Annotated in this window: 23 protein-coding genes and 1 pseudogene; 13 read left to right on the forward strand and 11 right to left on the reverse strand. The window is 74.4% G+C overall.

Features of this window, described 5'->3' with window-relative positions:
• Window positions 1-10: 10 nt before the first annotated feature.
• Together ACZ5FU_RS31210 and ACZ5FU_RS31215 are read left to right on the forward strand one after the other, a co-directional pair.
• Window positions 11-403, forward strand: coding sequence for a VOC family protein (locus ACZ5FU_RS31210; RefSeq protein ID WP_451527539.1), 393 nt, complete (start codon window positions 11-13; stop codon window positions 401-403).
• A gap of 73 nt (window positions 404-476) precedes the next feature.
• Complete coding sequence (locus tag ACZ5FU_RS31215; protein ID WP_469047539.1) at window positions 477-1241, forward strand: VOC family protein; 765 nt, start codon at window positions 477-479, stop codon at window positions 1239-1241.
• Window positions 1242-1328: 87 nt separating this feature from the next.
• Here ACZ5FU_RS31215 and ACZ5FU_RS31220 read toward each other — a convergent pair whose 3' ends face one another.
• Window positions 1329-1895, reverse strand: a complete 567-nt coding sequence (locus ACZ5FU_RS31220; RefSeq protein WP_451779973.1) for a MarR family winged helix-turn-helix transcriptional regulator — start codon at window positions 1893-1895, stop codon at window positions 1329-1331.
• 167 nt (window positions 1896-2062) lie between these two features.
• A complete protein-coding gene (locus ACZ5FU_RS31225; RefSeq protein WP_451527541.1) occupies window positions 2063-3787 on the reverse strand; it encodes an FUSC family protein in 1725 nt (574 codons plus the stop codon).
• 185 nt (window positions 3788-3972) lie between these two features.
• Here ACZ5FU_RS31225 and ACZ5FU_RS31230 point away from each other — a divergent pair, with 185 nt between their 5' ends.
• From ACZ5FU_RS31230 to ACZ5FU_RS31245, 4 genes are all read left to right on the forward strand, one after another.
• Window positions 3973-4536, forward strand: a complete 564-nt coding sequence (locus tag ACZ5FU_RS31230; protein ID WP_451527542.1) for a DUF5134 domain-containing protein — start codon at window positions 3973-3975, stop codon at window positions 4534-4536.
• 131 nt (window positions 4537-4667) lie between these two features.
• Window positions 4668-5603: a M56 family metallopeptidase gene (locus ACZ5FU_RS31235; protein ID WP_469047541.1), complete on the forward strand. Its 936-nt coding sequence runs from the start codon at window positions 4668-4670 to the stop codon at window positions 5601-5603.
• A 55-nt stretch (window positions 5604-5658) separates the two neighbouring features.
• The gene (locus tag ACZ5FU_RS31240) at window positions 5659-6330 is read left to right on the forward strand and encodes a phosphatase PAP2 family protein (RefSeq protein WP_451527544.1); all 672 of its coding nucleotides are present in this window, start codon (window positions 5659-5661) and stop codon (window positions 6328-6330) included.
• A gap of 362 nt (window positions 6331-6692) precedes the next feature.
• Window positions 6693-7445, forward strand: a complete 753-nt coding sequence (locus ACZ5FU_RS31245) for a TetR/AcrR family transcriptional regulator (protein ID WP_451779933.1) — start codon at window positions 6693-6695, stop codon at window positions 7443-7445.
• Here ACZ5FU_RS31245 and ACZ5FU_RS31250 read toward each other — a convergent pair.
• Window positions 7433-8935 (reverse strand): LVIVD repeat-containing protein, encoded by a 1503-nt coding sequence (locus tag ACZ5FU_RS31250; RefSeq protein ID WP_451527546.1) that lies wholly within the window; start codon window positions 8933-8935, stop codon window positions 7433-7435. The two genes, ACZ5FU_RS31245 and ACZ5FU_RS31250, sit on opposite strands and share 13 nt — an antisense overlap.
• 200 nt (window positions 8936-9135) lie before the next feature.
• On the opposite strand from ACZ5FU_RS31250, the gene ACZ5FU_RS31255 reads away from it, so the two are divergent.
• Window positions 9136-9780, forward strand: coding sequence for a DUF305 domain-containing protein (locus ACZ5FU_RS31255; protein WP_469047543.1), 645 nt, complete (start codon window positions 9136-9138; stop codon window positions 9778-9780).
• A 416-nt stretch (window positions 9781-10196) separates the two neighbouring features.
• Here the strand turns inward: ACZ5FU_RS31255 and ACZ5FU_RS31260 are convergent, their stop codons facing one another.
• Complete coding sequence (locus tag ACZ5FU_RS31260) at window positions 10197-10553, reverse strand: ArsR/SmtB family transcription factor (protein WP_469047545.1); 357 nt, start codon at window positions 10551-10553, stop codon at window positions 10197-10199.
• A 119-nt stretch (window positions 10554-10672) separates the two neighbouring features.
• Between ACZ5FU_RS31260 and ACZ5FU_RS31265 the strand changes: the two genes are divergently transcribed.
• A complete protein-coding gene (locus ACZ5FU_RS31265) occupies window positions 10673-11752 on the forward strand; it encodes an NADH:flavin oxidoreductase/NADH oxidase (RefSeq protein ID WP_468645231.1) in 1080 nt (359 codons plus the stop codon).
• A gap of 216 nt (window positions 11753-11968) precedes the next feature.
• Here the strand turns inward: ACZ5FU_RS31265 and ACZ5FU_RS31270 are convergent, their stop codons facing one another.
• The gene (locus ACZ5FU_RS31270; protein WP_469047547.1) at window positions 11969-13315 is read right to left on the reverse strand and encodes an extracellular catalytic domain type 1 short-chain-length polyhydroxyalkanoate depolymerase; all 1347 of its coding nucleotides are present in this window, start codon (window positions 13313-13315) and stop codon (window positions 11969-11971) included.
• Between the two features lie 377 nt (window positions 13316-13692).
• On the opposite strand from ACZ5FU_RS31270, the gene ACZ5FU_RS31275 reads away from it, so the two are divergent.
• The gene (locus ACZ5FU_RS31275) at window positions 13693-14499 is read left to right on the forward strand and encodes a pectate lyase (protein ID WP_451527550.1); all 807 of its coding nucleotides are present in this window, start codon (window positions 13693-13695) and stop codon (window positions 14497-14499) included.
• A gap of 117 nt (window positions 14500-14616) precedes the next feature.
• Here ACZ5FU_RS31275 and ACZ5FU_RS31280 read toward each other — a convergent pair.
• Window positions 14617-15232, reverse strand: a pseudogene (locus ACZ5FU_RS31280) (PaaX family transcriptional regulator C-terminal domain-containing protein); the annotation flags it as partial.
• 36 nt (window positions 15233-15268) lie between these two features.
• The gene (locus tag ACZ5FU_RS31285) at window positions 15269-15841 is read right to left on the reverse strand and encodes an Rv1733c family protein (protein ID WP_469047549.1); all 573 of its coding nucleotides are present in this window, start codon (window positions 15839-15841) and stop codon (window positions 15269-15271) included.
• A gap of 277 nt (window positions 15842-16118) precedes the next feature.
• Between ACZ5FU_RS31285 and ACZ5FU_RS31290 the strand changes: the two genes are divergently transcribed.
• Window positions 16119-17204, forward strand: a complete 1086-nt coding sequence (locus ACZ5FU_RS31290; protein ID WP_451527552.1) for a WD40/YVTN/BNR-like repeat-containing protein — start codon at window positions 16119-16121, stop codon at window positions 17202-17204.
• Window positions 17205-17294: 90 nt separating this feature from the next.
• On the opposite strand, the gene ACZ5FU_RS31295 is transcribed toward ACZ5FU_RS31290, so the two are convergent.
• Both ACZ5FU_RS31295 and ACZ5FU_RS31300 read right to left on the reverse strand, forming a co-directional pair.
• A complete protein-coding gene (locus ACZ5FU_RS31295; RefSeq protein ID WP_451527553.1) occupies window positions 17295-17483 on the reverse strand; it encodes a hypothetical protein in 189 nt (62 codons plus the stop codon).
• Between the two features lie 133 nt (window positions 17484-17616).
• Window positions 17617-18294 carry a uracil-DNA glycosylase gene (locus tag ACZ5FU_RS31300; protein ID WP_451527554.1) on the reverse strand — a complete coding sequence of 226 codons (678 nt, stop codon included), beginning with the start codon at window positions 18292-18294 and terminating at the stop codon, window positions 17617-17619.
• Between the two features lie 521 nt (window positions 18295-18815).
• On the opposite strand from ACZ5FU_RS31300, the gene ACZ5FU_RS31305 reads away from it, so the two are divergent.
• Complete coding sequence (locus tag ACZ5FU_RS31305; RefSeq protein WP_451527555.1) at window positions 18816-19823, forward strand: N-acetylglucosamine kinase; 1008 nt, start codon at window positions 18816-18818, stop codon at window positions 19821-19823.
• Window positions 19824-19982: 159 nt separating this feature from the next.
• Window positions 19983-20912, forward strand: coding sequence for a sirohydrochlorin chelatase (locus tag ACZ5FU_RS31310; protein ID WP_451779925.1), 930 nt, complete (start codon window positions 19983-19985; stop codon window positions 20910-20912).
• 140 nt (window positions 20913-21052) lie between these two features.
• Here the strand turns inward: ACZ5FU_RS31310 and ACZ5FU_RS31315 are convergent, their stop codons facing one another.
• Together ACZ5FU_RS31315 and ACZ5FU_RS31320 are read right to left on the reverse strand one after the other, a co-directional pair.
• Window positions 21053-22090, reverse strand: a complete 1038-nt coding sequence (locus ACZ5FU_RS31315) for a lactonase family protein (RefSeq protein WP_451527557.1) — start codon at window positions 22088-22090, stop codon at window positions 21053-21055.
• A gap of 292 nt (window positions 22091-22382) precedes the next feature.
• A complete protein-coding gene (locus ACZ5FU_RS31320; protein WP_451779923.1) occupies window positions 22383-23876 on the reverse strand; it encodes an FUSC family protein in 1494 nt (497 codons plus the stop codon).
• A gap of 268 nt (window positions 23877-24144) precedes the next feature.
• Between ACZ5FU_RS31320 and ACZ5FU_RS31325 the strand changes: the two genes are divergently transcribed.
• Window positions 24145-24621, forward strand: a complete 477-nt coding sequence (locus ACZ5FU_RS31325) for an Lrp/AsnC family transcriptional regulator (protein WP_363090268.1) — start codon at window positions 24145-24147, stop codon at window positions 24619-24621.
• The last annotated feature ends 82 nt before the right edge of the window (window positions 24622-24703 follow it).

A 24703-nucleotide genomic window follows, 5' to 3' on the forward strand; every position in this document is an offset into this window, starting at 1 on the left:
CTCCGGATGCATGGTGCATGTACTCAGCAGTCGAATCCTGCTCCGCCCCACCGACCCCGAGCGCTCCCGCGCCTTCTACGGGGAACAACTGGGCCTCGCCGTGTACCGCGAGTTCGGTACGGGCCCGGAGCGGGGCACCGTCTACTTCCTCGGCGGCGGGTTCCTGGAGGTCTCGGGACGGGCCCCGGCCCCGCCGGACCCCGCCGTACGACTGTGGATGCAGGTCCCCGACGCGGCGGCGGCCCACGAGGAGCTGACGGCCGCGGGGGTGGAGGTCGTCCGGCCGCCGGTGAAGGAGCCGTGGGGCCTGGTCGAGATGTGGATCGCCGACCCTGACGGGACGCCGATCGTGCTGGTGGAGGTGCCCGCCGACCATCCGCTGCGGTACCGGCCGGGTGTCTGACCTCAGCGGATGCCGGGGAGTCGGCCCGGGCTTAGCGTGCTGAGGGGGTGGTCCCTCTGCCGGAAGGAACGCCATGAAGCTCGACGTGCCCGTGCCCGGTGGGCCCTGCTGGGTCGAGCTGGGCACCGACGACCTGGCGGCCGCCCAGCGGTTCTACGCGGAGTTGTTCGGCTGGCGGTGCGAGACCGATCCGAGGGAGGAGGCGGGCGGCTACACCGTCGCGCACCTCGGGGACGCCGCGGTCGCCGCCCTCAGCCCTCTCTACCAGAAGAGCCAGCCGGTGGCCTGGAACGTGTCCTTCGGGGTGTCGGACGCCGACGTCACCGCGCGGATGATCGAGGAGGCCGGGGGCAAGGTGCTGGTCGGCCCGATGGACGTGTTCGACATGGGCCGCTTCGTCGTGGCCCTCGACCCCGGCGGCGCCGCCTTCCAGCTGTGGCAGGCGCACGCCTTCCCGGGGGCCGGACTGTTCAACGCGCCCGGCTCGCTGGGCTGGGTGGAACTGCTGACCCGTGACACCGGGCGGGCGGAGGCGTTCTACACCACCGTGTTCGGGTGGACCGTGGCCACCTCCGAGTACTACACGCGGTGGGGCGTCGGCGGCGTCGACTTCGGCGGCATGATCGTGATGGACGACAAGTTCCCGCCCGAGGTGCCGCCGCACTGGCTCCCGTACTTCGCGGTGGCCGACGTGGACGCCGCGGCCCTGACGGCCGGACGGACGGGCGGGACGGCGCTGATGGAGCCGACCTCGGTGCCGGACGGTCCGCGGATCGCGGTGCTGCGGGACCCGCGGGGCGCGTTGTTCGGTGTGTACCGGGCCGCCGACGAGCGGTGAGCCCGGCGGCGGTCCGGCTTGGGGATCGACGTGGCCCCGCCTTCGGCTTCGGTCCGGCTCCGTCTTCGGCTTCGGCCTCGGCTTCGGTCAGATCCGCAGCGCCTGCATGTGCCCCTCCAGCCTGCTGAGCAACTCCCCCAGCAAGCCGGCGAGTTCGCCCTGCCGGTCGGCGTCCAGGGCGGACAGCACGGCGCTCTCGTAGGCGAGCTGCTCGGGCATGATGCCGTCGACCAGCACGCGGCCGGCCTCGGTGAGGCGCAGGTGGGCGACGCGGCGGTCCCGGGCGTCACCGCGGCGCTCCACCAGACCGCGTTCGGTCAGGTGCTTGACGCGTTTGGTGACGGCGGCTCCCGAGGAGAACGTCTCCCGGACGAGTTCGCCGGGGGTCAGTTCGTGGTCGGTGCGGCGCAGCGCACCGAGCAGGTCGAACTCCGCGCGGGTGAGCCCGGCACGCCGCAGGGGGGCGTCCTCGGCCTGCTGCAGCAGCGCGGCGCAGCGGTTGACCCGCCCGATGATCTCCATGGGCCCGGTGTCCAGCTCGGGCCGCACGGCCTGCCACTGCCGCACCACGGAGGCGACGGTGTCACCACGGTCCGCGGTCTCGCGGGGTGCGGCGGGCCGCCGGGCGGCCGCCTCGTCACCGGCCCCGGACAGTCGGCGGGCTCCGGTGTCCGGACCGGCGAAGGGCCGCCGCGCGCCTGTCCGGGTGGGCTGTTCCCGCACCTCGTCGCCCTCGTCGGCCGCCCGCCCCCGCCCGTCGCCGTTCCCGCCGGCCGGCCCGCCCGCGTCGTTCCCCTCCACGGACTGTCCCTGCGTCGCCGTCATGGCCGTACGTCCTCCGGTCTCGCCTCGTGGTGCCCGGTCAGGTGGAGTCCCTGGCGCCGGACCGTCGCGGCGAGCGTACGGTGTCCGTCCTGTTCGGCCGTGACGACCCGCTCCTGCGGCAGGGCGCGCTGCCACCACTCGCCGCTCGCGGCGTCGGCGGTGGCGCGCAGGTCGACCAGTGCGGCGGCGAGGGCGCGGCGGGCGGACTCCAGTGCCGCCGGGGCGGGGTCCGGACGGGCGAGGAGGCGGGCGGCGGTGTCGCGGGCGCGCTCGGCGGCCGTCAGGGCGTGTTCGAGACGGTCGCCGGAGCGGCGGTTGGTGACCGCGACGGCGGCGACGAAACCGACCAGCGCGCCGACGAGGGTGTCCGCGACCCGTTCGGCGATCAGCGTGCCCGCGTCCTGGTACCGGGCGAACTCGGTGATGAGCAGCGCCATCGGGGTGACGCAGACGCTGCCGAGCCAGTAGTTGCGGCCGATCAGCGCCTCCGCGCCGAAGTTCAGGGCGAGGCAGGTGAGGACCAGGGCGGCCTGGTGGAGGTGGGCGAGCGGGGCGATCGCGGCGAAGGCGAGCACGCCGAGGAGGTTGCCGACAACGCGCTGGACGCCGCGGTTCCAGGTGAGGGTGACGTTGGCCTGGTAGAGGGAGGCGGCGGTGACCAGGGCCCAGTAGGGCCGGCCGACACCGAGGGCGAGGGAGGCGTAGCCGGCCAGGGCGCAGCCGAGGGCGGTGCGGACGGCGAGCGGGGAGAGCGGGCCGAGGCGCCGCCACAGCGGCGTCCGCGGCGCGGCGGTCTCGTTGTCCACCCCGAGGATCTCGTCGTCGTCCACCAGGTCGTCGGGGCGCGGCACGGCCCCCGTGCCGCGCAGCGCGCGGGCCCAGTCGCGCAGTCGTACCGGGTCGGTGTCGGCGGGCGCGGCGAGGGCCACCTCGGCGCGCACCACGAGCCGCTCCAGCGCGCGTCCGGTGTCCCCGTCGCGGGCCGACAGCAGGGTCTGCCACGCGGCGTGCACGGCGGCGGCCGCGGCGGCGCGGGTACGGGCGTGCCCCTCGCCGGTGCCGCGTGTGGCGGCGTACGCGGCGGCGGCGTTCAGCGCCTGCGCGGTGGCACGGCGCTCCGGGCCGTGCGGACGCAGCAGGCCCGGCGCCATGCCGACGGCCCAGGACCAGGCGCCCGCGAGGAGCGTCAGGCCCAGGTGGCCGGGGATCTGACCGGGGGTCTGCGGCGCGAACAGCGCGGCGGAGCTGATGAAGGTGAGGATGACGTTGCCCGGCGGCCCGATCCGGGTGGCGTCGCAGAGCGTCTTCTGCGCGGCCGCGAGGAGGGCGCCGACGGTGACGAGGACGACGGCGTCGGCGGTGAGGGCGGCCGCGAGGAGCGCGACGGCGAGCCCGCCCGTCATCCCCAGCACCACCAGGGCCAGGACGCGGGCACGGGCGGTGTAGGGGCGGTTGTGGGCGTACAGCGCGCACAGGGATCCGGCCATGGTGTACATCGCCAGGTCGAGGCGGCCGAGGGCCAGCAGGATCAGGTTGGGCGGGGCGACGGCGGCGACGACGCTGCACGCGGGCTTGAACCAGATGTCGGAGGGACGCCCGAGTCTCAGCACCCCGGCCAGGGGGAGACGGATCCGGGGACCGGCTCGGTGGCGGGTACGGGGACCGGGATCGGGGCGGGGGTGGCCGCCGGGTCGCCGGGGGGTCGCGCTGTTCGAACTCATCCTCATCAATTTAGCAGGTGTTTTACCTGTAAATGATTTATCGGGACGCATCCGGACGCGCCGGGGCGCCGGACTCACCCGCCGTGCCCCTCCGAATGCTCCCCGTGTACACCCTTGCGCTCGCGTGCGCACCGCGTGCCGCGGGCATCGCCTTCCTGGACCGTCCGTCGAGCGGGGAGGTACGCGTGCACGGACCGGCATCGCCCGGCTGGCTGCTGGTCGCCGTGTGCGCGGCGACCGGCGCCTACTGCCTGCTGCGGATGCGCAGCAGTGACGAGACGCAGCGCCGGGCCGCGGGCGACGAGGCGCTGATGGGTTTCGGGATGGCCGTGATGGCCGTGCCGGGCACCGCGTTCGCCCCGCCCGCATGGGTCTGGCCGGTGTACGCGGCGGTCTTCGGCGGGGCCGCGCTGCGGGCCCTGTGGGCGGCGCGGACGGACTCGCACCACCTGCACCACCTGGTGGGCGCCGCGGCCATGGTCTACATGGCGGCCGTGATGGCGGCCTCCCCCTCGACGGGCCACGGGCACGGCGGTTCCGGGACGCCCGTGCTGACGGGCGTCCTGCTGGTCTACTTCACGGCGTACGTCCTCGTCTCCGGGGTGCGGCTGCTGCCGGTGTCCGGGGCTCCGGGCGGCGCCGGCACGGCCGCGGGGGGCGCCGTGGCATGGGGCGACCGGCCCGAGCTGGCGCGCGCCTGCCGGCTGTCGATGGGGATCGGGATGCTCGCCATGCTGCCGGCCTTCTGAGGCGCCGGGCCCGGCGGGACGGCGGGACACCTCGGCCGGGCGTTGGCGGGCCGGGCCCGGCCGCCGTGGTCTGCGTCACTTGCCCACCGAGTCGTACCTCTGAGCGGCACGGCGCTCATAAGCTGCTCACCATGATGGTCCCCGCGGTGCTGCTGCTGCTCGGTGCGCTGACCGCCGTCGCCGCTCCGCGGCTGCTCGCGCGAGTGGACTGGCCGGACCGGGAACCGGTGGTCGCGCTGTGGGTCTGGCAGTGCGTGGTGGCGGCGGTGCTGATGTGTTGCGCGCTGGCGATGACGCTGAGCGCCGCGGCCGCCTGGCAGGCGGTGCGCGGGCACGTCTTCGCGCCGGCCCCGCACGCGGTCGTGGAGGCGTACGCCCTGAACGCGACCGGCCCCTGGGCGGCGGCGACCGCGGTGGCCCTGGCGGGTGGCGGGCTGTGGAGCGGGGCGATGCTGGTCCGCGAGATCGCCGCGGCGCGCACCCGGCTGCGTCACCAGCGACACGAACTGAGCCTGCGGGCACCCCTGTTGCCCGGCGAGGAACCCGCGGCCGGGCGGCTCGTGGTGCTGGAGGGGGAGCGATCGGACGCCTGGTGGCTGCCCGGCGGGGCGCCCCGGCTCGTCGTCACGACGGCCGCGCTGCGCCGGCTGCGGGGACGTCAGCTGGACGCGGTCCTCGCACACGAGCAGGGGCACGCCAGGGCCCGGCACGACTGGCTGCTGCACTGCTCGGCAGCGCTGGCCGCCGGTTTCCCGCAGGTGCCGGTGTTCGCCGCGTTCCGGGACGAGATGCACCGGCTGGTGGAGCTGGCCGCCGACGACACCGCCTCCCGACGCTTCGGCAGGCTGACGACCGCGCTCGCGCTGGTGCAACTGAACGAGGACCGGGGCGTGTTCGGCCCCTCCCCCGGCCCGCAGGCCCACGTTCCGCAGCGGGTGCAGCGGCTGCTGACGGCTCCGGGACGGCTCACCGCAGCCCGTCGGCTGCGGCTGACGGCCGCGGCCTCGCTGGTCCCGGTGCTTCCGGTAGTGGTGACGCTGGTGCCGGCGCTGCGGGCACTGGGCTGACGCGGCCCGGCCGCCGGGTTGGCCCGTCCCACAGCGGTTCGGCGAGGATCACTTCATGCACCGCCACTCCGTCGACTCCCCGCCCGCCCCGTCGCCGTACCGTGTCGCGATCCGCACCGCGACCGTCCTCGGCCTGTGCTCGCTCGTGCTGCTGATCCTGGTGGCCGTCCGGTGGCATCCCCTGGTCTCCGCCGACGGGGACGTCTCGCGCACGACCCACCGCTGGGCGGTCGCCGACCCCGGCGTCACCCACGCCTGCCGCATCCTGACGGACTGGGTCTGGGACCCGTTGACGATGCGGCTGCTGTGCGCCGCGGTGGCCGTGTGGCTGGTGTGGCGCCGCTCGGCGTGGTGGACGGCGGTGTGGCTGATCACGGTGTCGGCGGTCGGCACCGCTCTGCAGCAGGGGCTCAAGGCCGCGGTCGACCGCCGGCGCCCGGTCTGGACCGACCCCGTCGACTCCGCCCACTACGCGGCCTTCCCCTCCGGCCACGCCCTGACGGCCACCGTGGTCCTGGGCCTCCTCCTGTGGCTCCTGCACCGGCACGGCGCCGGGCCCGTCCTGTGGCGCACGGCGGTGGCGGTGACCGCCGTCTCGGTGGCGGGCGTCGGACTGACCCGCGTCTGGCTGGGGGTCCACTGGCCCACGGACGTCCTGGGCGGCTGGCTCATGGGCGCGACGCTGGTGTTCCTGGCGATCGCGGCACACATGAGGTGGCGTCCATGAGGCGGCGTCCGTGCCCCGCCGGGCGACCACGGCCCCGTACGCCGAGGTACCTGGTGCGCCGAGGGACCTGGTGCGCCGGGATGTGAGGGCCGGGCGACCGGTGCCGGACCCGCCGGGCGGAAGCCTCGCGCACACCGCACACCGCACACCGATGGGGCGGGAAGCGCGCGGGGAGCACGGAGTCGAGCCGTCAGGCTCCTCGGAAAGGCGCCGCAGGACACCATCGGCGACAAGCGCGCCCGCTCTGGACGATCCCCCGCGTCGCCCAGAGCGGGCGGCTTTCGGCACGCCTCCGCGAACGGAGCCGACCGGACCGCGTTGAGTATAGTTGGCTGGCAGCCAGTCAACGCAGGAGTTACAGGATGTCCCCGCGCAGCGCCTCGGTCAATGAAGAATTGCGTCGGCGTTCCCGGGAACGGCTCCTGCAGGCGGCCGTCGAGCTGGTCAGCGAGCGCGGGTACGAGGCGACGACGCTCGGCGCCATCGCGGACCGGGCGGGATCGGCCCGCGGTCTGGTCTCGTACTACTTCCCGGGCAAGCGCCAGCTGGTGCAGTCGGCCGTGCACCGGCTGATGCACCGGACGCTGGAGGAGGCGCTGGAGCGCGAGCCGCGCGCCGAGGACGGTCCGGAGCGGATGGCGCGGGCCCTCGACGCGATCCTGGGGCTGGCCCGGGACCGGACGGTGCTGATGCGCCAGCACATGGCGGGGCTGCTCCAGGCGGAGGGGTTCGTCCAGTGCCCCGAGCAACGGCGGCTGGCCGAACTGCTGCGGGACACGGTGGTCCGGCACGGCTCGCGGGACGTCGACGCCGACTACCCGATGCTGCGCTCCCTGCTCATGGGCGCCGTCTACGCAATGGTGCTGCCGAACGCGGGCATGCCCCTGACGCCGCTGCGGGCCGAACTGTTCGCCCGGTACCGGCTGGACTGGGCCCGGGGGGTCCCGCCGGACGCCGAGGCGCCCGGCGGGACGTGTGACACCGACTTCTCGCGCTTCTTCGCGACGGGCCGGTCGGCTCCGTCCGGCCCACGGGCCGCGGACCGGACGGAGGCGGAACCAGCGGACCGACCGGAGCCCGCGGACGGGCCGGAAACCGTCGGTCAGTCGAAGTAGTCCGGCTGCGTCTGGACGTTCAGCTCGCGCAGTCGCACGTGCTTGGCGGGGTCCGTGCGCCGGTCGTTGATCTTCAGCACGTCGAAGCCCTTGGCGATGTCGTTGGAGTAGATGTAGCCGTTGTAGTAGTACGCCGACCAGGGGCCGGCAGTTGTCAGCCGCTCGGTGTTGACCGGGCCGCGCTCGAAGTAGGCGATCTCCTTCGGGTGGGCGGAGTCGGTGAAGTCCCAGACGGAGACGCCGCCCTGGTACCAGGCCTGGACCATGATGTCCTTGCCCTTGACCGGGATCAGCGAGCCGTTGTGCGCGACGCAGACCTCGGTCGGCGCCTGGGGACGGTCGATCTTGAAGTAGCTGCGGAAGACGAGCTTGCGCTTGTCCCCCTTGCCGACGATGTCGTAGATGCCGTCGGCCCCCTTGTCCGGGCCGATCTCCGCGGTGCAGGTGGCCGCGCCGCCGCCGCCCAGCTCGTCGGTGAAGACGACCTTGTTCGCCTTCTGGTTGAAGGTCGCCGAGTGCCAGAACGCGAAGTTCACGTTGTCCTGGACCTGGTCGATGATCTTCGGGTTTTCCGGGTCCTTGATCGAGAACAGGATGCCGTCGCCCATGCAGGCGCCCGCCGCCAGGTCCTTCTCCGGCAGCACGGTGATGTCGTGGCATCCGGTCGTCTTGGAGACACCCGGGTTGGTGGGCCCGCCCGGGTTGCCGCCGCCGTCCGCTCCCTCGCCCGGGAACAGCACCGGGAAGTTCACGATCGCGGCCTTCTCCGGCGCCTTGCGCGGCACCTTGATGATCGAGATGCCGTCGTGCGGGGGCTGGCAGTCGGGGTAGGCCGCGTTGGGCGAGTACGACGAGACGTAGACGTAGACGTTCTTGCGCTCGGGCACCAGCGTGTGGGTGTGCGAACCGCAGGCGGTCTCGACGGCGGCGACGTACTTCGGGTTCGCCTTGTCGCTGATGTCGAAGACCTTCATGCCCTCCCACGAGGACTTCTCGGTCGCGGGCTGCGTAGTGCTGTTGCAACTGCTGTCGCTGCGCGAGGAGTCGGTGGACAGGAACAGCAGGTCCCCGGAGACGGAGACGTCGTTCTGCGAGCCGGGGCACAGCACCTGGGAGACCGTCTTCGGGGCCTTCGGGTCGCTGATGTCGAAGACGCGGAAGCCGTCGTAGTTGCCGGAGAAGGCGTACTTGCCCTGGAAGGCCAGGTCGGTGTTGGTGCCGGGCAGCAGGTCCTTGGGGATGTTGGCGAGATGCTCGATGTTGGCGGAGTGGACGATCTCGTCCTGGCCGGGCACCTCGCCGTCGGCGATCGCCTCGGCCACGTCGGCCCGCACCTTCTGGGACACCTCTCGCTCCACGGCCGGGCCGTCCCCCGGGTCGGGGGTCGCGACGGCCGGTGCCGCCGAGAGCAGCGTGGCCAGGAGTCCGGCACAGGCCGCGACAACCCCCAGCCGTCTGTGCCGCGTTCGGGATTCGTTCAACAGGGTCACTGCGTCCTCCCTAGTCTCCGTCCGCAGGGAACGGTTCACGGTCCTCCGAAGTATCGTCTTCATCATGCACAGATCAACAGTCGGCAACGCACTCGTCATGAATGTTTTCGATCAGTGAGGCGCAGACTCGTACCAGGACGGTCCGGGACCGTCCGCCCGCCCATGGCCGGTTCTGAACTCGCCAGCATCTGGAGGTCGTTGTGCCCGTCCGCCGTGCGTCCCTCGCCGCCGCCGCGCTGTTCGCCCTGGTCCTGACGGGCTGCGACGCCGGGTCGGACTCCGGACCGGGCGCGGCCGCCGGGCCGTCGGTGATCGTTCCGGGGCGGCCCGGAGAGGCGAACCGGACACTCTCCGCCCAGGACGCGGCGGAGCAGCGCGTCGACGACGACACCCCCAACAGCGCGGACGTCGACTTCGCCCGGATGATGATCGAGCACCACCGTCAGGCCCTGGAGATGACCGGACTCGCCCCGGAACAGGGCGAGTCGGCGAAGCTCAAGGCGCTCGCCTCCCGGATCACCGCCGCACAGGGCCCGGAGATCGAGGCCATGGAGAGCTGGCTGGCGACCTACGACAAGGACGGCGGCGGCGGCGCGGACGGTGGACACGAGCACGCCGCGATGCCCGGAATGGCGACCGAGGCGCAGCTGGAGAAGCTGCGGGCCGCGAGCGGCAAGGCCTTCGACCGGCTCTTCCTGACCCTGATGATCACTCACCACGAGGGGGCGATCACCATGGCCGCGGACGTCAAGGCGCAGGGGAACAACGTGCGGATCGAGGAGATGGCCGACGACGTCGTCGCGGAGCAGACGACGGAGATCACGCGGATGCGCGCGATGCTCTGACGCCCCAGGGCCCGGCGGCCGCGCGGCACACCGGCCGTGCCGTGCCCCGGGCGCGCAGCCGCCGGGCCGTGGCCACCGCCGGCGGCATCCTCGTCCCGCTCGGCCTGCCGCCCGTGCCGGGCGCGGTGGTGACGGCGGCCCCGGCACCGGTTCTCGGCGGTGGGGGCCCCGTGATGTCCGGGACCGTCGCGGCGAGCGGACCGCGGACGCCGGCCGGGGTCGACCTCGGGGGCGACCACGATCCGGCCGTGATGGCGGTGTCGGTGGCGGTGGGCGTGCCGGCGATGAGCGTGCCGGCGGTCCACGAGAGGTTCCCCGACTGGTTCCGGACGGTGATGAACAGCGGTGCCGGCGCGGGCCGCGTGACCGCGATCACCCTGAACCCGCCGTTCGACCGCCTTCCGCGGAGCGGGGGTTCACCCCTGCCGAAGACGCCGGTCCTCGCGGTCGGCGGCGTCGAGGACGGCGTCGAGAAGCCCCGGGAAGAGGTCGTCCAGGTCGTCCTTGCGCAGCCCGTTCATCTTGGCCGTGCCCCGGTAGACCTGCCGGAGGACGCCCGCCTCGCGCAGCACCCGGAAGTGGTGCGTGGTGGTCGACTTGGTGACCGGCAGGTCGAAGTGGGAGCAGGAGAGCTCGTCGCCGTCGCCGGCGGCGAGCTCCCGCACGATCCGCAGGCGCATCCGATCGGAGAGCGCGTGCAGCACGGTCTCCAGCCGGATCTCCTCGCGCGCCGGATGCGGGAGAGCACGGCTGCTCACTGCGGGGGCGGTCACGGCGGCTCCACTTCCTCGGGAGTCCTCATGGTACGAGATCCATCGTAGTTTGACACTCGACGTACTACGATGCCTATCGTACGAGTCGACCACCGGCCCCGTGACGAATGGAGTCCGCCGTGAGCGCGCTCTTCCAGCCCTACTCCCTGCGCGACGTGACGATCCCCAACCGGGTGTGGATGCCGCCCATGTGCCAGTACTCGGCCGCGCCCGAGGGCCCGCTGACCGGCGTCGCGACCGACTGGCACTTCGCGCACTACGCAGCCCGCGCGACGGGCGGCACCGGCCTGATCATCGTCGAGGCCACCGCCGTGTCCCCGGAGGGCCGCATCTCGCCGTACGACCTCGGCATCTGGAACGACACCCAGGTCGAGGCGCTCCGCCGGATCACCCGCTTCCTCGCCGGACAGGGCACCGTCCCGGCGATCCAGCTCGCCCACGCCGGCCGCAAGGCCTCCACCGACCGGCCCTGGAAGGGCGGGGCGCCCGTGGGACCGCAGGCCCACGGATGGCAGCCGGTGGGTCCGAGCCCGGTCCCCTTCGCCGGGAGCCACCCGGTGCCGAGCGAGCTGACCGCCGCCCGGATCGAGGAGATCGTCGGGGAGTTCCAGGACGCGGCGCGGCGCGCGCTCGCCGCCGGCTTCGAGATCGCCGAGATCCACGGCGCCCACGGCTATCTGATCGGCAACTTCCTCTCCCCGCACTCCAACCACCGCACCGACGAGTACGGCGGCTCCTACGAGAACCGCACCCGGTTCGCGCTGGAGGTCGTCGACGCCGTGCGGGCCGTGTGGCCCGACGACAAGCCGCTGTTCTTCCGCGTCTCCGCCACCGACTGGCTGGAGGAGGACGGCTGGACCCCCGACGAGACGGTCCGCTTCGCCCGTGAGCTGCACGCGCACGGCGTGGACCTGCTGGACGTGTCCACCGGTGGCAACGCCCCGGACGTGCGCATCCCGGTCGGCCCGGGCTACCAGGTCCCGTTCGCCGCGCGCGTGAAGGCCGAGACCCCCATGCCGGTCGCCGCGGTGGGCCTGATCACCGACGCCGGGCAGGCCGAGAAGATCCTGGCCAACGGCGAGGCCGACGCGGTGCTGCTCGGCCGCGAGCTGCTGCGCAACCCCTCCTGGGCACGGCAGGCGGCCCGCGAGAGGGGCGCCGAGGTGCGGGTGCCCGACCAGTACCACCGGTCGGTGTGAGTCACGGGCCCGGCCGGTCGAGCGCCGCGGCACCCTCGGGCGGGCACCGCGGCGCTCCCGGGCGGGCGCCGGTGGACACCGCCCCGCCGGGGTGGGTCTCCGGGCGGACGACGCCGTGCCGTCCGCCCCGAGGCGCGCCGCCGGTTCTCCACGCCGCCCTCGCGGGTGGCCTCGACCGGACCGGCTCGGCACCGCGTCCCGTTCAGCGTGGTGGCGTCAACCGACCGTGCACTGTGCCCCGTTCAGCGTGAAGGCCGAGGGCGCCCGGCTGTCGCCCGTGTGGCCGGCCTGGTAGCCCAGGGTGACGCTCGCGGCCGGCGCGAGTGTGCCGTTGTACGACGCGTTCGTGGCCGTCACCGCCCCGGAGGCCGGGGCGTAGGTGGCGCCCCAGCCATTGGTGACGGCCTGCCCGGCGGGCAGGGTGAAGCCGAGCCGCCAGCCGTTCACCGTCGAGGTGCCGGTGTTGGTCAGGGTCACCGAGGCGGTGAGACCGGTGTTCCACGCGTTGGTGGAGACGGTCACCCGGCAGGAGCCGGTGGGCTGGGGATCCGGTCCGGGCCCGCCGCCGGCGTCCAGGCCGAAGAAGGTGAGGACGCGGGCGGCCATGCCCCAGGCGTAGAGGTTGTGTCCGACGCCCTGGAGGCTGACGGCCTCCACCGGGGCCTGGTCACCGGTGCCGCCGTAGCGGGTGCGGGTCCAGCCGGTCTGCGGCGCGTCGGTGGCGGACGGGGTCTGGCCGAGCCCCCGCACCTCGGTCCACTGCTCGATCTCCTCGCCGAAGTTGGGGTAGCGCAGCACGTCGTCCTCGGTGCCGTGCCACAGCTGCATGCGCGGCCGGGGGCCGGTGTAGCCGGGGTACGCACCCCGCACCAGGTCGCCCCACTGCTGCGGGGTGCGCACGGCGGTGCCGCCGGAGCAGGCGCTGTTCCACTCGGAGCCGTCCGTGGTGGCGAAGCAGCCGAACGGGACCCCGGCGAACGCGGCGCCCGCCGCGAACACGTCGGGATAGTCGCCGAGCAGGACGTTGGTCATCATCGCGCCGGAGGAGATGCCGGTGGCGAACACGCGCGAGGTGTCGGCGGAGTACGCGGCGCTCACCCAGTCGATCATCGACTTGATCCCGACGGGGTCGCTGCCGCCGCCGCGGCGGAGCGCCTGCGGCGAGGAGACGTCGAAGCACTTGCTGCTGCGGGTGACGGACGGGTAGACGACCACGAAGCCGTACCGGTCGGCGAGTTGGGCGTACTCGGTGCCCGAGTGCATGGCCGGGCCGGAGCCGCCGCACCAGTGCACGGCGACGAGGACGGCGGGGTGGGCGGTGACGCCGGCCGGCGCGTACACGTACATCTGGAGGCCGCTGGGATTGGCGCCGAAGCCGGTGACCTCGGTGAGGGTGGCGGGCGGGACCGCCGTCGGCGCGGAGGGCGGCCGGGCGGCGGCGGTGGGGGCGGCGAGCAGGACACCGGTGAGCAGGAGCAGTACCGCGAGCAACGAACGCAGCGTTCTCCTGAGGGAGTCGGGGGTGATCACGCTGGTCCCTTCTGTTGACGGCTCGTCGTACACGGAAGGAGGGTGCAGCGGGCAGAGTTCGTCCGGGCGCATAGTGACATGAGCATGCCCTGCATGGAAGCGCTCCCACAGACCTGTTCCACGGACCCGCCCCACCGGCCCGCCCCGGGCCCCTCCGGCCGATCGCCGCGACCGGACGACTTCCACCGCCTTCTGTGCGAGGCGTTGACTAGAAAGCGCTTGCCCTCTACCTTCCGTTCAGAAGTGTGGACGAGCCGCTCATTGCGCTCCACCCTTCTCGGCACCGCTCGAGCAAGCAGTTCAACATCCAGAACATGGTTCACAGAGGTGAACAGATCGTCGCCCGGCGACGTCCGGTGCGACCACCGGAGAACTTCGACCATCCCCCACCTGGAAGAAGGCATCGGGACATGACTTCCCCAGCATCCACGCGCCCTCGCGGACGCGTCCTGACCGGCTCACTGGCCGCCGTCGGCCTCGCATTTGGCATGCTCACGACCAGCGGAGCGCTCACACCGGCGAGCGCGGCCACCTGGCCCACCGCGAACGGCAGCCAGGCCGTCTCCGCCACCATCGCGGTGTCCGGCACCAAGGACTACGGGATGAAGCGCCTGTACGGCACGGGCGACCTCGGCAGCGGTGGCCAGGACGAGGACCAGGGACCCATCCTGGAGCTGGCCGCCGGCGCGGTCCTCAAGAACGTCATCATCGGCGCGCCCGCCGCCGACGGCATCCACTGCAAGGGCAGCTGCACGCTCCAGAACGTCTGGTGGGAGGACGTCGGCGAGGACGCGGCGACCTTCCGCGGCTCCTCGTCGTCCAACGTCTACAACGTCGTCGGCGGCGGGGCGAAGGAAGCCAGCGACAAGGTCTTCCAGTTCAACGGCGCCGGGACGCTGAACATCTCCAACTTCGCCGTGAAGAACTTCGGCACCTTCGTCCGCTCGTGCGGCAACTGCTCCACGCAGTACAAGCGGACGATCAACCTCAACACCGTCGAGGTCACCTACAAGGGCGGCAAGCTCGTCGGCATCAACACCAACTACGGCGACAGCGCGACCCTGCGGGGCATCACGATCGTCGGGGACAGCAGCAAGAAGATCGTCCCCTGCCAGAAGTACATCGGCAACAACACCGGCAAGGAGCCGACGACGAACGGCTCGGGCCCCGACAGCACGTACTGCAAGTACGCCGCCTCGGACATCACCTACAAGTAGACCGGACACCCCGCAGACCGGGCGTTCCCCCACGGGCGGCCGGAGGAGGCGACCCGCGCGCCCCCTCCGGCCGTCACGCCTGCGCCCCTCCGGCCGTCACGCGTGTGCGGCCGTCCGTCACGCGTGTGCGCGCGTGCGAGCGGTCACCTCCCGCCGGAACCCGGCGTAGGCGGCGCGCAGTGCGGCGCCGGGCCAGTGCTCCGGCAGCAGTTCGGGGGGGCAGGACGGGGTCGGCGAGGAGGTGGCGCACGACGGCCGCGAAGGCGGTGAAGCGGTCGGCGGGCCGGCCGGCCCGCTCCAGGTGCGCGAGCAGGGCCCGGCCCTGGACGGCCCACTCCTCCAACGGCCACAGGACCGAGGCCAGTTCGGCGACGGAGGCGTCCGGGCGGGCGGTGAAGTGGCGGGTGACCGTGTCCAGTCCGGCGGGCCAGGGACGACTGAGGTTCGCGGGGCGCAGCCAGACCCCCTCGCGCAGTTCCGCGAGCCGCAGGCGCGTCAACTCGGTGCGCAGTTCCGCCCGTTCGGCGGCGCCCCGGCCGGTGGCCGTCACCACGGCCATCTCCCAGTCGCCGTTCCAGGGCAGGGTCGCCGGGTGCAGGGCGTCGTCCTGGCGGCGCCGGCGTTCCAGCAGGCGGTCGCTGAGGCCGTACACGGAACCGGCGCGCCGCAGGTCGCCCGCCGTCACCATCCGCTGGCGTCCGGCACGGGCGTCGAGCCGGGTCTCGCCGGCCGGCGGGTGGCCGCGCCGGTGAAGGCCGGACGGCCCCGCTCAGCCCGCGGGCCGCCCCCGCACCGCGTCGAACAGGGCCCACTCCACGTCCCAGCGCGCGATCCGGCGGCGCTCCAGCCGGCCGCGCAGGTACCGGCCGCCGGCGCACGGCAGGACCCCCACGGTCACGCCCGCCAGGCCGCCGACGAGCCAGGCCCGCACCCGGGCCTGGGCCGCGGTGGCCGGCTTCGTGACCAGGCGGCCCCGGCGGTCGGTCCACACCGTCACCGTGGTGCCGACGGCACTGCCCGGAGCCACCCTGACCTGACCGGTGCGGGCGGAGCCGTCGGGCCCGGTCCAGCCGGCCTCGGCCCAGACCCGTTCACCGGAGTGCGCGCCGGCCTTTCCGGGGGCCCGCTCGGTGAGCCGTCCGGCGACGGGCCGCCACTCGGCGCGCTCACGGGCCAGCCCCTGCTCGACCGACCGGGCGGCCGTCCAGCCGGCCAGCGCCCCGCACACGACGGTCAGCACCCAGGCGCCGAGCACGACCCAGGCCTCCACCGTGTCGGAGCGCCGCTTGAGCGGATTGCGCCGCCAGCGCCACAGCCACACCCTCGGACCACGGAACGCCATCGAAGGCTTCCTCCTCATGAGCGCGGGAACATCACGGCCGCCCTCCCATACGGGGCCGGCGGGCCGGATGCTCAGGACGAGTCCTGCGTCCCGACGGTCCCACGGACGCGGCAAACGCGCGGGACTCCCGCCGAAGGTGGCCGACACCTTGCGGTCCCGGACCGTCGTCGCCGCCGCGACCTGCGGCGACGACGGCTTCAGGGGTGACTGTCAGTGGCCGGGTGCAGACTGGCCGGTGAGGTGACAAGGACGTCACGGCACAACGGAGGTGGCCGGCATGACCGAGGTACTGCTCGCCGTGGGCACACGCAAGGGCCTGTTCATCGGGCGGAGGCGCGGGGGCACCTGGAAGTTCGACGCGTCGCCCTGCTTCAACGCGCAGGCCGTCCACTCGGTCGCGATCGACACGCGGGGCGAGCGCACACGGCTCCTCGCCGGCGGGGACAGCGCCCACTGGGGCCCGTCGGTGTTCCACTCCGACGACCTCGGCCGGAGCTGGACCGAGCCGGCGGAACCGGCCGTCAGGTTCCCCCGGGACACCGGGGCATCGCTGGAGCGGGTGTGGCAGCTGCACCCGGCGGCCGGCGAGCCGGACGTGGTGTACGCGGGCACGGAACCGGCCGCGCTGTACCGCTCCGAGGACCGCGGGGAGAGTTTCGAGCTGGTCCGCCCGCTGTGGGAGCACCCGACGCGCTCCCGGTGGGTCCCCGGTGGCGGCGGCGAGGGCCTGCACACGGTGCTCACCGACCGGCGGGACCCGCGGGCGGTGACGGTGGCCGTCTCCACGGCCGGCGTGTTCCGCACCACCGACGGCGGCACCAGCTGGACGCCTTCCAACTCCGGTGTCTCCGCGGTGTTCCTGCCGGACCCGAACCCGGAGTTCGGCCAGTGCGTGCACAAGGTCGCGCGGGACGCGGCCGATCCGGACCGGCTGTACCTGCAGAACCACTGGGGGGTGTACCGCAGCGACGACGCGGGCGCCCACTGGACCGACATCGGCGCCGGCCTGCCGTCCACCTTCGGCTTCGCCGCCGCCGCGCACCCCCACCGCGCGGACACGGCGTACGTCTTCCCGATCAACGCCGACGCGGACCGGGTGCCCGCCGACCACCGCTGCCGGGTCTACCGCACGGCGGACGCGGGCAAGAGCTGGGAGCCGCTGTCGGCCGGCCTGCCGCAGGAGGACCACTACGGCACCGTGCTGCGCGACGCGCTCTGCACGGACGACGCGGACCCGGCGGGCGTGTACTTCGGCAACCGCAACGGCGAGGTGTTCGCCTCGGCCGACGACGGCGACAGCTGGCGGCAGTTGGCCTCGCACCTGCCGGACGTGCTCTGCGTGCGGGCCGCGGTGGTCGGATGAGTCCGGCGGGGCGGGCGCGTGGTCCCGGCCGCCGGCCGGTCACCGCCGCCCGTACGGCGGCGGGCACCGTGGGCCGGTGCCCGCCCGGTCTCAGCCGACGTGGTCGGTCGGAAGCGTGCGGTAGCCCGCCACCTCCTCCGGCACCTGCAGGCTCTGCGCCCGGGCCGACGCCACCAGCGAGTTGAGCAGACTGCTCATGGCCTGGGAGAGGGCCTCGCCGTTGTCGCCGTCGGGGTCCTCCGCGATGTACGCGGCGGCGGTCCCGATCGTGCTCAGCACCGACTCACTGGCGTCACCGAAGCCGTACGTGATGATGTGCGGCCAGGGCTTCCAGGAGCGGTCGCGGGACCCGGAGGGCGACGGAGTGCTGCCGGGAGGCCGCCGTCCGCCGAGCCCGCACGTGCGGCACGCCCTACGGCAGGCGCCAGTCCACCGGCTGAGCACCCTGCCGCAGCAGCAGGTCGTTGGCCCGGCTGAACGGACGCGAACCGAAGAAGCCGCGATCTGCCGACATCGGGGACGGGTGCGCGGACTCGATCGCCGGAAGATCCCCCAGCAGCGGGCGCAGATTGCGCGCGTCACGGCCCCACAGGATCGACACGAGCGGCTTGCCGCGCGCCGCCAGCGCCCGGATGGCCTGCTCGGTGACCTCCTCCCAGCCCTTGCCCCGGTGCGCGGCGGGCTTGCGCGGGGCCGTCGTCAACGCCCTGTTGAGCAACAGCACACCCTGCCGCGTCCACGGCGTCAGATCGCCGTTCGACGGCCTGGGCAGCCCGAGGTCGGAGTGCATCTCCCGGAAGATGTTCTCCAGGCTTCCCGGCAGCGAACGCACCTCCGGGGAGACCGCGAAGCTCAGTCCGACGGCCATCCCGGGCGTGGGGTAGGGGTCCTGGCCGACGATCAGCACCCGGACGTCGTCGAAGGGCTGCTGGAAGGCCCGCAGGACGTTCGCCCCGGACGGAAGGTAGGTCCGGCCCGCCGCCACCTCGGCCCGGAGGAAGTCCCCCATGGCCGCGACGCGTCCGGACGCAGGTTCAAGGGCCTTCGCCCAGCCTGCTTCGACAAGTTCGTGCAAGGGTCGTGGTGCCACAGCAGGTCACCCTACTGGCACATTCCGGGGTCCCGCACAGACGCGTGGGCTCCCGCACGCGGCACTACCCTTCCTTCTCGTCGAGGTCATCGGGCCGGCCCGGCGGACCGGGCAGCCGGTCACCGGGCAGCCGGTCACCGACATCACCGGGAAGGACCGGTCACCGGGAAGGAGGGGAGCCTGTTGCGTCCGGTGGTCACCCCGCCCCGCCGCGGTCATCACGTCTCGCGGGCCTTTCACCGCCGGGGCCCGGAGCCCGGGACGCCCGCACCCGCGGCGGGCCTGTCCTTCCCGGTGGCGACCGGGGCGGGCCCGCCGTCCGGCGGCCTCGTCGGCATCTGCCGGGAGCCGAGCACCGGCGCGGGGCCGCGCCGGCCGTCCGGTGGCGGCCTGCCCCCGGTGGAGTCGGCGCACCCCTCGCCCGTGTCGGCGGGCCCGGACTTCTCCGGCTCCCTGCCGTCCGGCCGGGTCGACGGCCGACCGGCCCGGCAGGGCGGCCGCCCCGTGGGCCGGAGCCTGCCGTGACCTCCCCCGCGGCCCCGGAGCCCTCCCCGGTCGTCCTCGCCGTGGACTCGGGCGGCTCCGGACTGCGGGTGGCCCTCTGCGCGGCCGACGGCGGCACGCCCGCCGTGCGGTCGTCGCGCATTCCCGTGCGCACCGGCCGGCGAGGCGTCGACCCCGGGCACCTGATGGCACAACTGGTGCCCATGGTGCGGTCGTTGACGGTGGAGACCGGGGTGTCCCGGCCGGTCACGGCGGTGGTCGGTGCCGCCGGTCTCGCCACCCTCGGCGGTGCGCTGCGGGCCGAACTTCCCGGGGCGCTGGCGCGGGAGTTCGGGGTGGGCACCACCGTCCTGGCCGCCGACGCCGTCACCGCCTACGCCGGGGCCCTCGGCACCGGTCCGGGGGCCGTGCTGTCCGCCGGCACCGGGCTGATCGCGATCGGCACGGACCTGACGGTCTGGCGGCGGGCCGACGGCTGGGGCCATCTGCTGGGCGACTGCGGTGGCGGCGCATGGATCGGGCGGGCCGGCCTGGAGGCCGCCCTGCGGGCCCACGACGGCCGGCCCGGCGGTTCCGCCGCCCTCCTGACCGCCGCCGAGGAGCGGTTCGGGCCGATGCCGGGGCTGCCCGGCCTGCTCTACCCGCGCCCCGACCGCGTCGCCGTCCTGGCCTCCTTCGCACCCCGCGTGGCCGCGTGCGCGCCGGCCGACCCGGTGGCCGCGGACATCCTGCGCGCGGCGGCCCGGCACATGGCCGACTCGGCCGCCGCGGTCTGCCCGCCGGACGCCGGGACCCGTCCCCGCGTCGCCGTCACCGGCGGCCTCGTGCAACTGGGCGACCCCCTCCTCGTGCCGCTGACGGAGGAACTGGCGCGGCGGCTGCCGTACGCCCGGCGGGTGGCGGCCGCCGGTGATCCGCTGGACGGCGCCGTCCGCATCGCCCTCTCCCTCACCGCCGGCGCGCTCGGCCTGCCGGTCGACGGGACGATGCTCTGGGTGGCCCCGCGGGGGAACGGCGCGTCCTGACGGAAAAGGGGGATTGACCCCTTCGGGGGGCAAGTCGCCCGGAACACACGCTGATCACTTCTGATCCGTACGTAACTCATCAGACAAAACCGGACGGATACCGCTCACCTGCACCCTCCCCGAACAGGGGAGCCCAGGAAGCCAGTAACATGCGGCGCCATGAGCTCCCCCACTGGGCCCGCGTCCGGCCTCCCTGTACGAATGCCGCGCCCCCGCCAGCCCGGGCGGCACCGCCGACCCGAGCCCCTGGCGGCTCCCGAGGGCGCGCCCGCGCTCGTCCTCGCGGTGCCGGGCACGCCGAGCGCCGCCACCCGCGGCCTCGCCGAGGAAGTCGTGAGCATCGCCCGCTCCGAGCTTCCCGGCCTCGACGCGCGCATCGGGTACCTCGACGGGGGCGACGCCGAGTTCCCCAGCCTCCAGTCCGTCCTGGCGCACGCGGCCGACGAGCGCACCGCCCGCTACGAGCAGGCCCTCGCCGCCGGGGTGGACGCCAAGGAGCCCGACGGCCCGGCCGCCGTCGTCGTACCGCTGCTGGCCGGACCGGACAGCGCGCTGCTGCGCCAGGTCCGCCAGGCCGTCATGGAGAGCCGCGTCGCGGCCGACCTGACCGACGCGCTCGGCCCGCACCCGCTGCTCGCCGAGGCGCTGCACGTGCGGCTGTCCGAGGCCGGCCTGGCCCGCGCCGACCGCGCCCGCCTGTTCACCGTCGCCACGGCCGCGGACGGCATCATCCTCGCCACCGTGGGCGGCGAGGAGGCCGTGCAGGCCGCCGGGATCACCGGCATGCTGCTCGCCGCGCGCCTCGCCGTGCCGGTGATGGCCGCGGCCCTCGACCAGGAGGGTTCCATCGCCTCCGTGGCCGAGCAGCTGCGCGGCTCCGGCTCCCAGCAGCTGGCCCTGGCGCCGTACCTCATCGGTCCGGAGATCGACTCCACCCTGCTGGAGGAGGCGGCCAGGGAGGCGGAGTGCGCGTCCGCCGACGCGCTCGGCCCGTACCCGGCCATCGGCAAGCTCGCCCTGGCCAAGTACACGACGGCACTGGGCATCGCGCCGCAGCAGCCCCAGGGCGCACCCGCCCACCAGTCGTAAGTGACGCGGGCGCGAGCCCGTACGACCCGCACGGACGCCGAAAGGGTCCGCTCCCGACCGGGGAGCGGACCCTTCGTCGTGCCCGCGGTCCGGGGCGCGGAGCAGCCGAGCGGGCCTCGGGCCGCCGGTGGGTCCGGACCTCAGCCCAGGACCACGCAGGACGCCGCCGGCACCGGGATCGACCCACCGCGCCGGGGCAGTCCGGTCGCCGGGTCGAGAGCGAACCAGGTCACGTCGCCGGAGCGTTCGTTGGCGGCGTACAGGAAGCCGGCGGACCCGGTGAGCGCCCGCGGCCAGCGGCCCCCGCAGGGCACGGTGCCGGTGAGGCGCAGCGCCTCTCCGCCGCCCTCGACGGCGAACACCGACAGCACGTCCTCCCCGCGGGTGGCCGCCCACACGAACCGTCCGTCGGGCGAGACGACGATGCCGGAGGGGTAGGCGTCCCCGGCGGGCGCGCCCGGCAGCACGGACACCTCCGCCAGCGGCTTCAGGGCGCCGTCCGGGGCGTCCCAGCGGCAGACGGTCACGGTCGGGGTGAGCTCGTTGACGACGTACGCGTGGCCGCCGTCCGGGTGGAAGGCCAGGTGGCGGGGGCCGGAGCCGGGGCGCAGGGCGAACTCCCGGTGCAGCACCGGCCTGCCGTCGCGCAGGTCGCACACCCGCACCGAGTCCGTCCCGAGGTCCACGCTGACCAGCCGGCGTCCGCTCGGGTCCGCCTGGACCTGGTGGGTGTGCGGCCCCTGCTGGCGCGGGGTGTGCGGGCCGGAGCCGCTGTGGCGGAGGACGCCGGAGGGTGCCGGGGCGAGGGTGCCGTCGGGCCGGACGGGCACGGCGGTGACGCTGCCGGATCCGTAGTCGGCGGTCACGACGTGGCCCTCGAACACGGTGAGGTGGGTGGGACCGCCGCCGACCGGCACGGGCGGTCCGGCCTGCTCCGGGACGTCTCCCGCCAGGCTGTACGCGGCCACCGCGCCCTCGGCGGTCTCACTGACGGCGTAGAGCGTGCCGCCGTCCGGCGACAGGGTCAGGTACGAGGGATCGGGAAGGCCGTCCACGCTGCTCAGGACGGTCAGCGCGCCGTTGACCGGGTCCACGGCCGCCGCCACGATCCCGGGCCCTCCGGCCGCCGTGAACGACCCGATGAACGCCCGCCGGGGCCGTCTGCCGACGTCTGCCACCGCTGTCCCCTCTCGCGCCGTCGCTGTCCGGGGCGACGGTAGCAGCCGCTCCCGTGCGGTCCGGGCCGATGCGTGGAGGGTGACGCGGCGGCGTGCCGCGGGGTTTCGCCGGACGGCGCGAGCCGCGGCCGGGGACGGAACGCCGGCCGGCCGGGCGTGGCGGGGTGGGGCGGGACCGGCGGGGCGTGGCGGGATCGGCGGGACGGAGGCGGCGTGGCCCGACGGGATCGGCAGGGCGGTGCCGAGTCGGCGGGACCGGCGGGAGGGGGAGGGTCGGCGGGGCCGGGGGCGCTCAGGCTCCCACCAGGGGGGAGCCCGAGGGGGTGCGCAGGGGGTGGGCCAGTTCCGCCAGGGCGCGTTCCAGGCCGTGCAGGTGGGCCAGGGCGGGTTCGGCCGCCGTGGGGTGCTCGCAGGGGGCGAGGTGTTCCGCGCCGCCGTCGGTGAGGGCCTCCACCGCGGCCTGGACGCGCCAGCAGGCGGCGGCGAGGCGGGCGTCGTGGGAGGCCTCCGGGTCGGCGGCGACGGCGACCAGTCCGCGGATCTCGCGCGCGCAGTCGTCGAGCAGGCCGAGGACGCGGCGGGCGCGCGCCTTGCGGCCGAGCATGGGGTTCAGCGGATGGGTGAGGGGGGCGACCGAGAGCCGGACCCGGCCGAGGAGCTGTTCCAGTTCGGCGGCGCGCGCACCGGGGTCGGCGGCGGGGTCGCCGGCGAGGCGGGCGGCGGCTTCGGCGGTGCCGGCGTGGACGCAACGCAGCGCGCGCTGGATCCAGGCGTCGGTGACGGCGTGGGTGGTGACGGGGAGCACGAACAGCACCGCCAGCCCCGCGCCGAGCGCGCCCACGCCGGTCTCGGCGACGCGGACCGCCAGCAGCCCGGGGGTGAGCACGCCGAGGAGGCCGTAGAGCAGTTCGGCGAGCAGGGTCACCCAGAGCATCATCCAGGTGTAGGAGACGGCGGCGGTGTAGAAGATGCCGAAGACGCACACGGCGACGAGGGCGGCCGTGGGCGCGCCGGCGCCGTGCAGGGGGACGGCGACGAGCAGGCCGAGACCGATGCCCAGCACCGTGCCGAGCACCCGGCGGAAGCCGCGCACCAGGGTCTCGCCGCGGGAGGTGGTGTTCACGAAGATCCACCACGTGGCGCCGACGGCCCAGTACCAGCGTTCCCCGGACACCGCCTGGCCCACGAGGAGCGCGAAGCCCGCGCCGGCCGTCGCCTGGACGGCCTGCCGGGTGGTGACCCGGGCGAGGCCGCGGCCGCCCGGCGGGGCGGGCACGGTGGCCGGGGGCAGACGGCGCTCGTAGCACCACAGGCCGAAGCGCACGGCCGCCGCGCCGAGGACGGCGAGGACGACGGCCGCGGCCAGCTCGGGGAGCCGTTCCCCGGTCGCGTGCAGGAACTGGGCGGCGAAGAACATCATGAACGCGAACACGCCCAGGCTGTGGCCGCGCGGCCCCCACCGGCGGGCGTACACGCCCGCGCCGGTGACGGCCAGGAAGACCAGGTCGCGGGCCAGGGGCTGGTCGTGCAGGAGGGCCGCGGCGGCCAGGACGGGCAGGCCGGCGGCGGGCAGCAGCGCGGTGGTGACCGCCTGGCCGCGCACGGTGGTGTCGGTGACGGTGAACAGGGCGAGCAGCGCGGCGAGCCCGCCGGTGACGACACCGACCAGGGAGTGCCCGGCCAGCCCGCAGACCACGACGGCCAGCCCGATGCCGAGGACGGCCCGCGCGGCGAACCGCAGCCGTACCCGCCCCGGATCCGGAGCCGTGAACACCCTCTTCAGCACTTCTCGCCCCCAACGGACATCCGTGAACACCGGCATGAAAAAGGCGCCGCGGGATCCGCAGCGCCATCGACCGCTCCATGACAGCACCCGCGCCGCCGGTGGCTCAAGTGGCCGTCGATCGACTGATCCATTGGCCCAGTCACAGCCCTCCGGGAAGGACCATGGAAGGGCCAACGGACCAGGAACAGCCGGTACACCCGGAATGCGCACGCCTGGGCCATTGGTACAGTCGTCCGGATCACCGACGAACCCGAGGAGTCCGGGCACCATGGCCGTCGACCAGCTCGACACCCGCATCCTGCGCCTGCTGCTGGAGCAGCCCCGCACCAGCGTGCGGGAGTACGCGCGCGTCCTCGGCGTGGCCCGCGGCACGCTCCAGGCCCGTCTCGACCGGCTGGAGCGCGAGGGCGTGATCACCGGCTCGGGCCCGTCCCTCTCCCCCGCCGCGCTGGGCCATCCCGTGCTCGCGTTCGTGCACATCGAGGTCACCCAGGGGCACCTCGACGACGTCGGCGACGCGCTGGCCGCCGTGCCGGAGATCGTGGAGGTGTTCTCGATCACCGGCGGCGGCGACCTCCTCACCCGGGTCGTGGCCCGTGACAACGCCCACCTGGAGGATGTGATCCAGAAGCTGATCAGCCTCCCCGGCGTGGTCCGCACCCGCACCGAGGTGGCGCTGCGCGAGCGGGTGCCGTACCGCCTGCTGCCGCTGGTGGAGTCGATCGGCCGCACGGTCGGCGGCTGACGGCCGACGGCTGACGGCTGACGGCTGACGGCTGACGGCTGACGGCTGACGGCTGACGGCTGACCGTCAGCGACGGACGGCG

This window comes from Streptomyces sp. NPDC031554, from assembly GCF_055580685.1.

What these genes read in the sequence shown, in the direction of transcription:
- ACZ5FU_RS31210 (WP_451527539.1), top strand. Translation starts at nt 11, where the DNA reads ATGGTGCATGTACTCAGCAGTCGAATCCTGCTCCGCCCCACCGACCCC.
- ACZ5FU_RS31215 (WP_469047539.1), top strand. Translation starts at nt 477, where the DNA reads ATGAAGCTCGACGTGCCCGTGCCCGGTGGGCCCTGCTGGGTCGAGCTG.
- ACZ5FU_RS31225 (WP_451527541.1), bottom strand. Translation starts at nt 3,787, where the DNA reads ATGAGTTCGAACAGCGCGACCCCCCGGCGACCCGGCGGCCACCCCCGC.
- ACZ5FU_RS31235 (WP_469047541.1), top strand. Translation starts at nt 4,668, where the DNA reads ATGATGGTCCCCGCGGTGCTGCTGCTGCTCGGTGCGCTGACCGCCGTC.
- ACZ5FU_RS31240 (WP_451527544.1), top strand. Translation starts at nt 5,659, where the DNA reads ATGCACCGCCACTCCGTCGACTCCCCGCCCGCCCCGTCGCCGTACCGT.
- ACZ5FU_RS31245 (WP_451779933.1), top strand. Translation starts at nt 6,693, where the DNA reads ATGTCCCCGCGCAGCGCCTCGGTCAATGAAGAATTGCGTCGGCGTTCC.
- ACZ5FU_RS31275 (WP_451527550.1), top strand. Translation starts at nt 13,693, where the DNA reads ATGACTTCCCCAGCATCCACGCGCCCTCGCGGACGCGTCCTGACCGGC.
- ACZ5FU_RS31285 (WP_469047549.1), bottom strand. Translation starts at nt 15,841, where the DNA reads ATGGCGTTCCGTGGTCCGAGGGTGTGGCTGTGGCGCTGGCGGCGCAAT.
- ACZ5FU_RS31290 (WP_451527552.1), top strand. Translation starts at nt 16,119, where the DNA reads ATGACCGAGGTACTGCTCGCCGTGGGCACACGCAAGGGCCTGTTCATC.
- ACZ5FU_RS31310 (WP_451779925.1), top strand. Translation starts at nt 19,983, where the DNA reads ATGAGCTCCCCCACTGGGCCCGCGTCCGGCCTCCCTGTACGAATGCCG.
- ACZ5FU_RS31325 (WP_363090268.1), top strand. Translation starts at nt 24,145, where the DNA reads ATGGCCGTCGACCAGCTCGACACCCGCATCCTGCGCCTGCTGCTGGAG.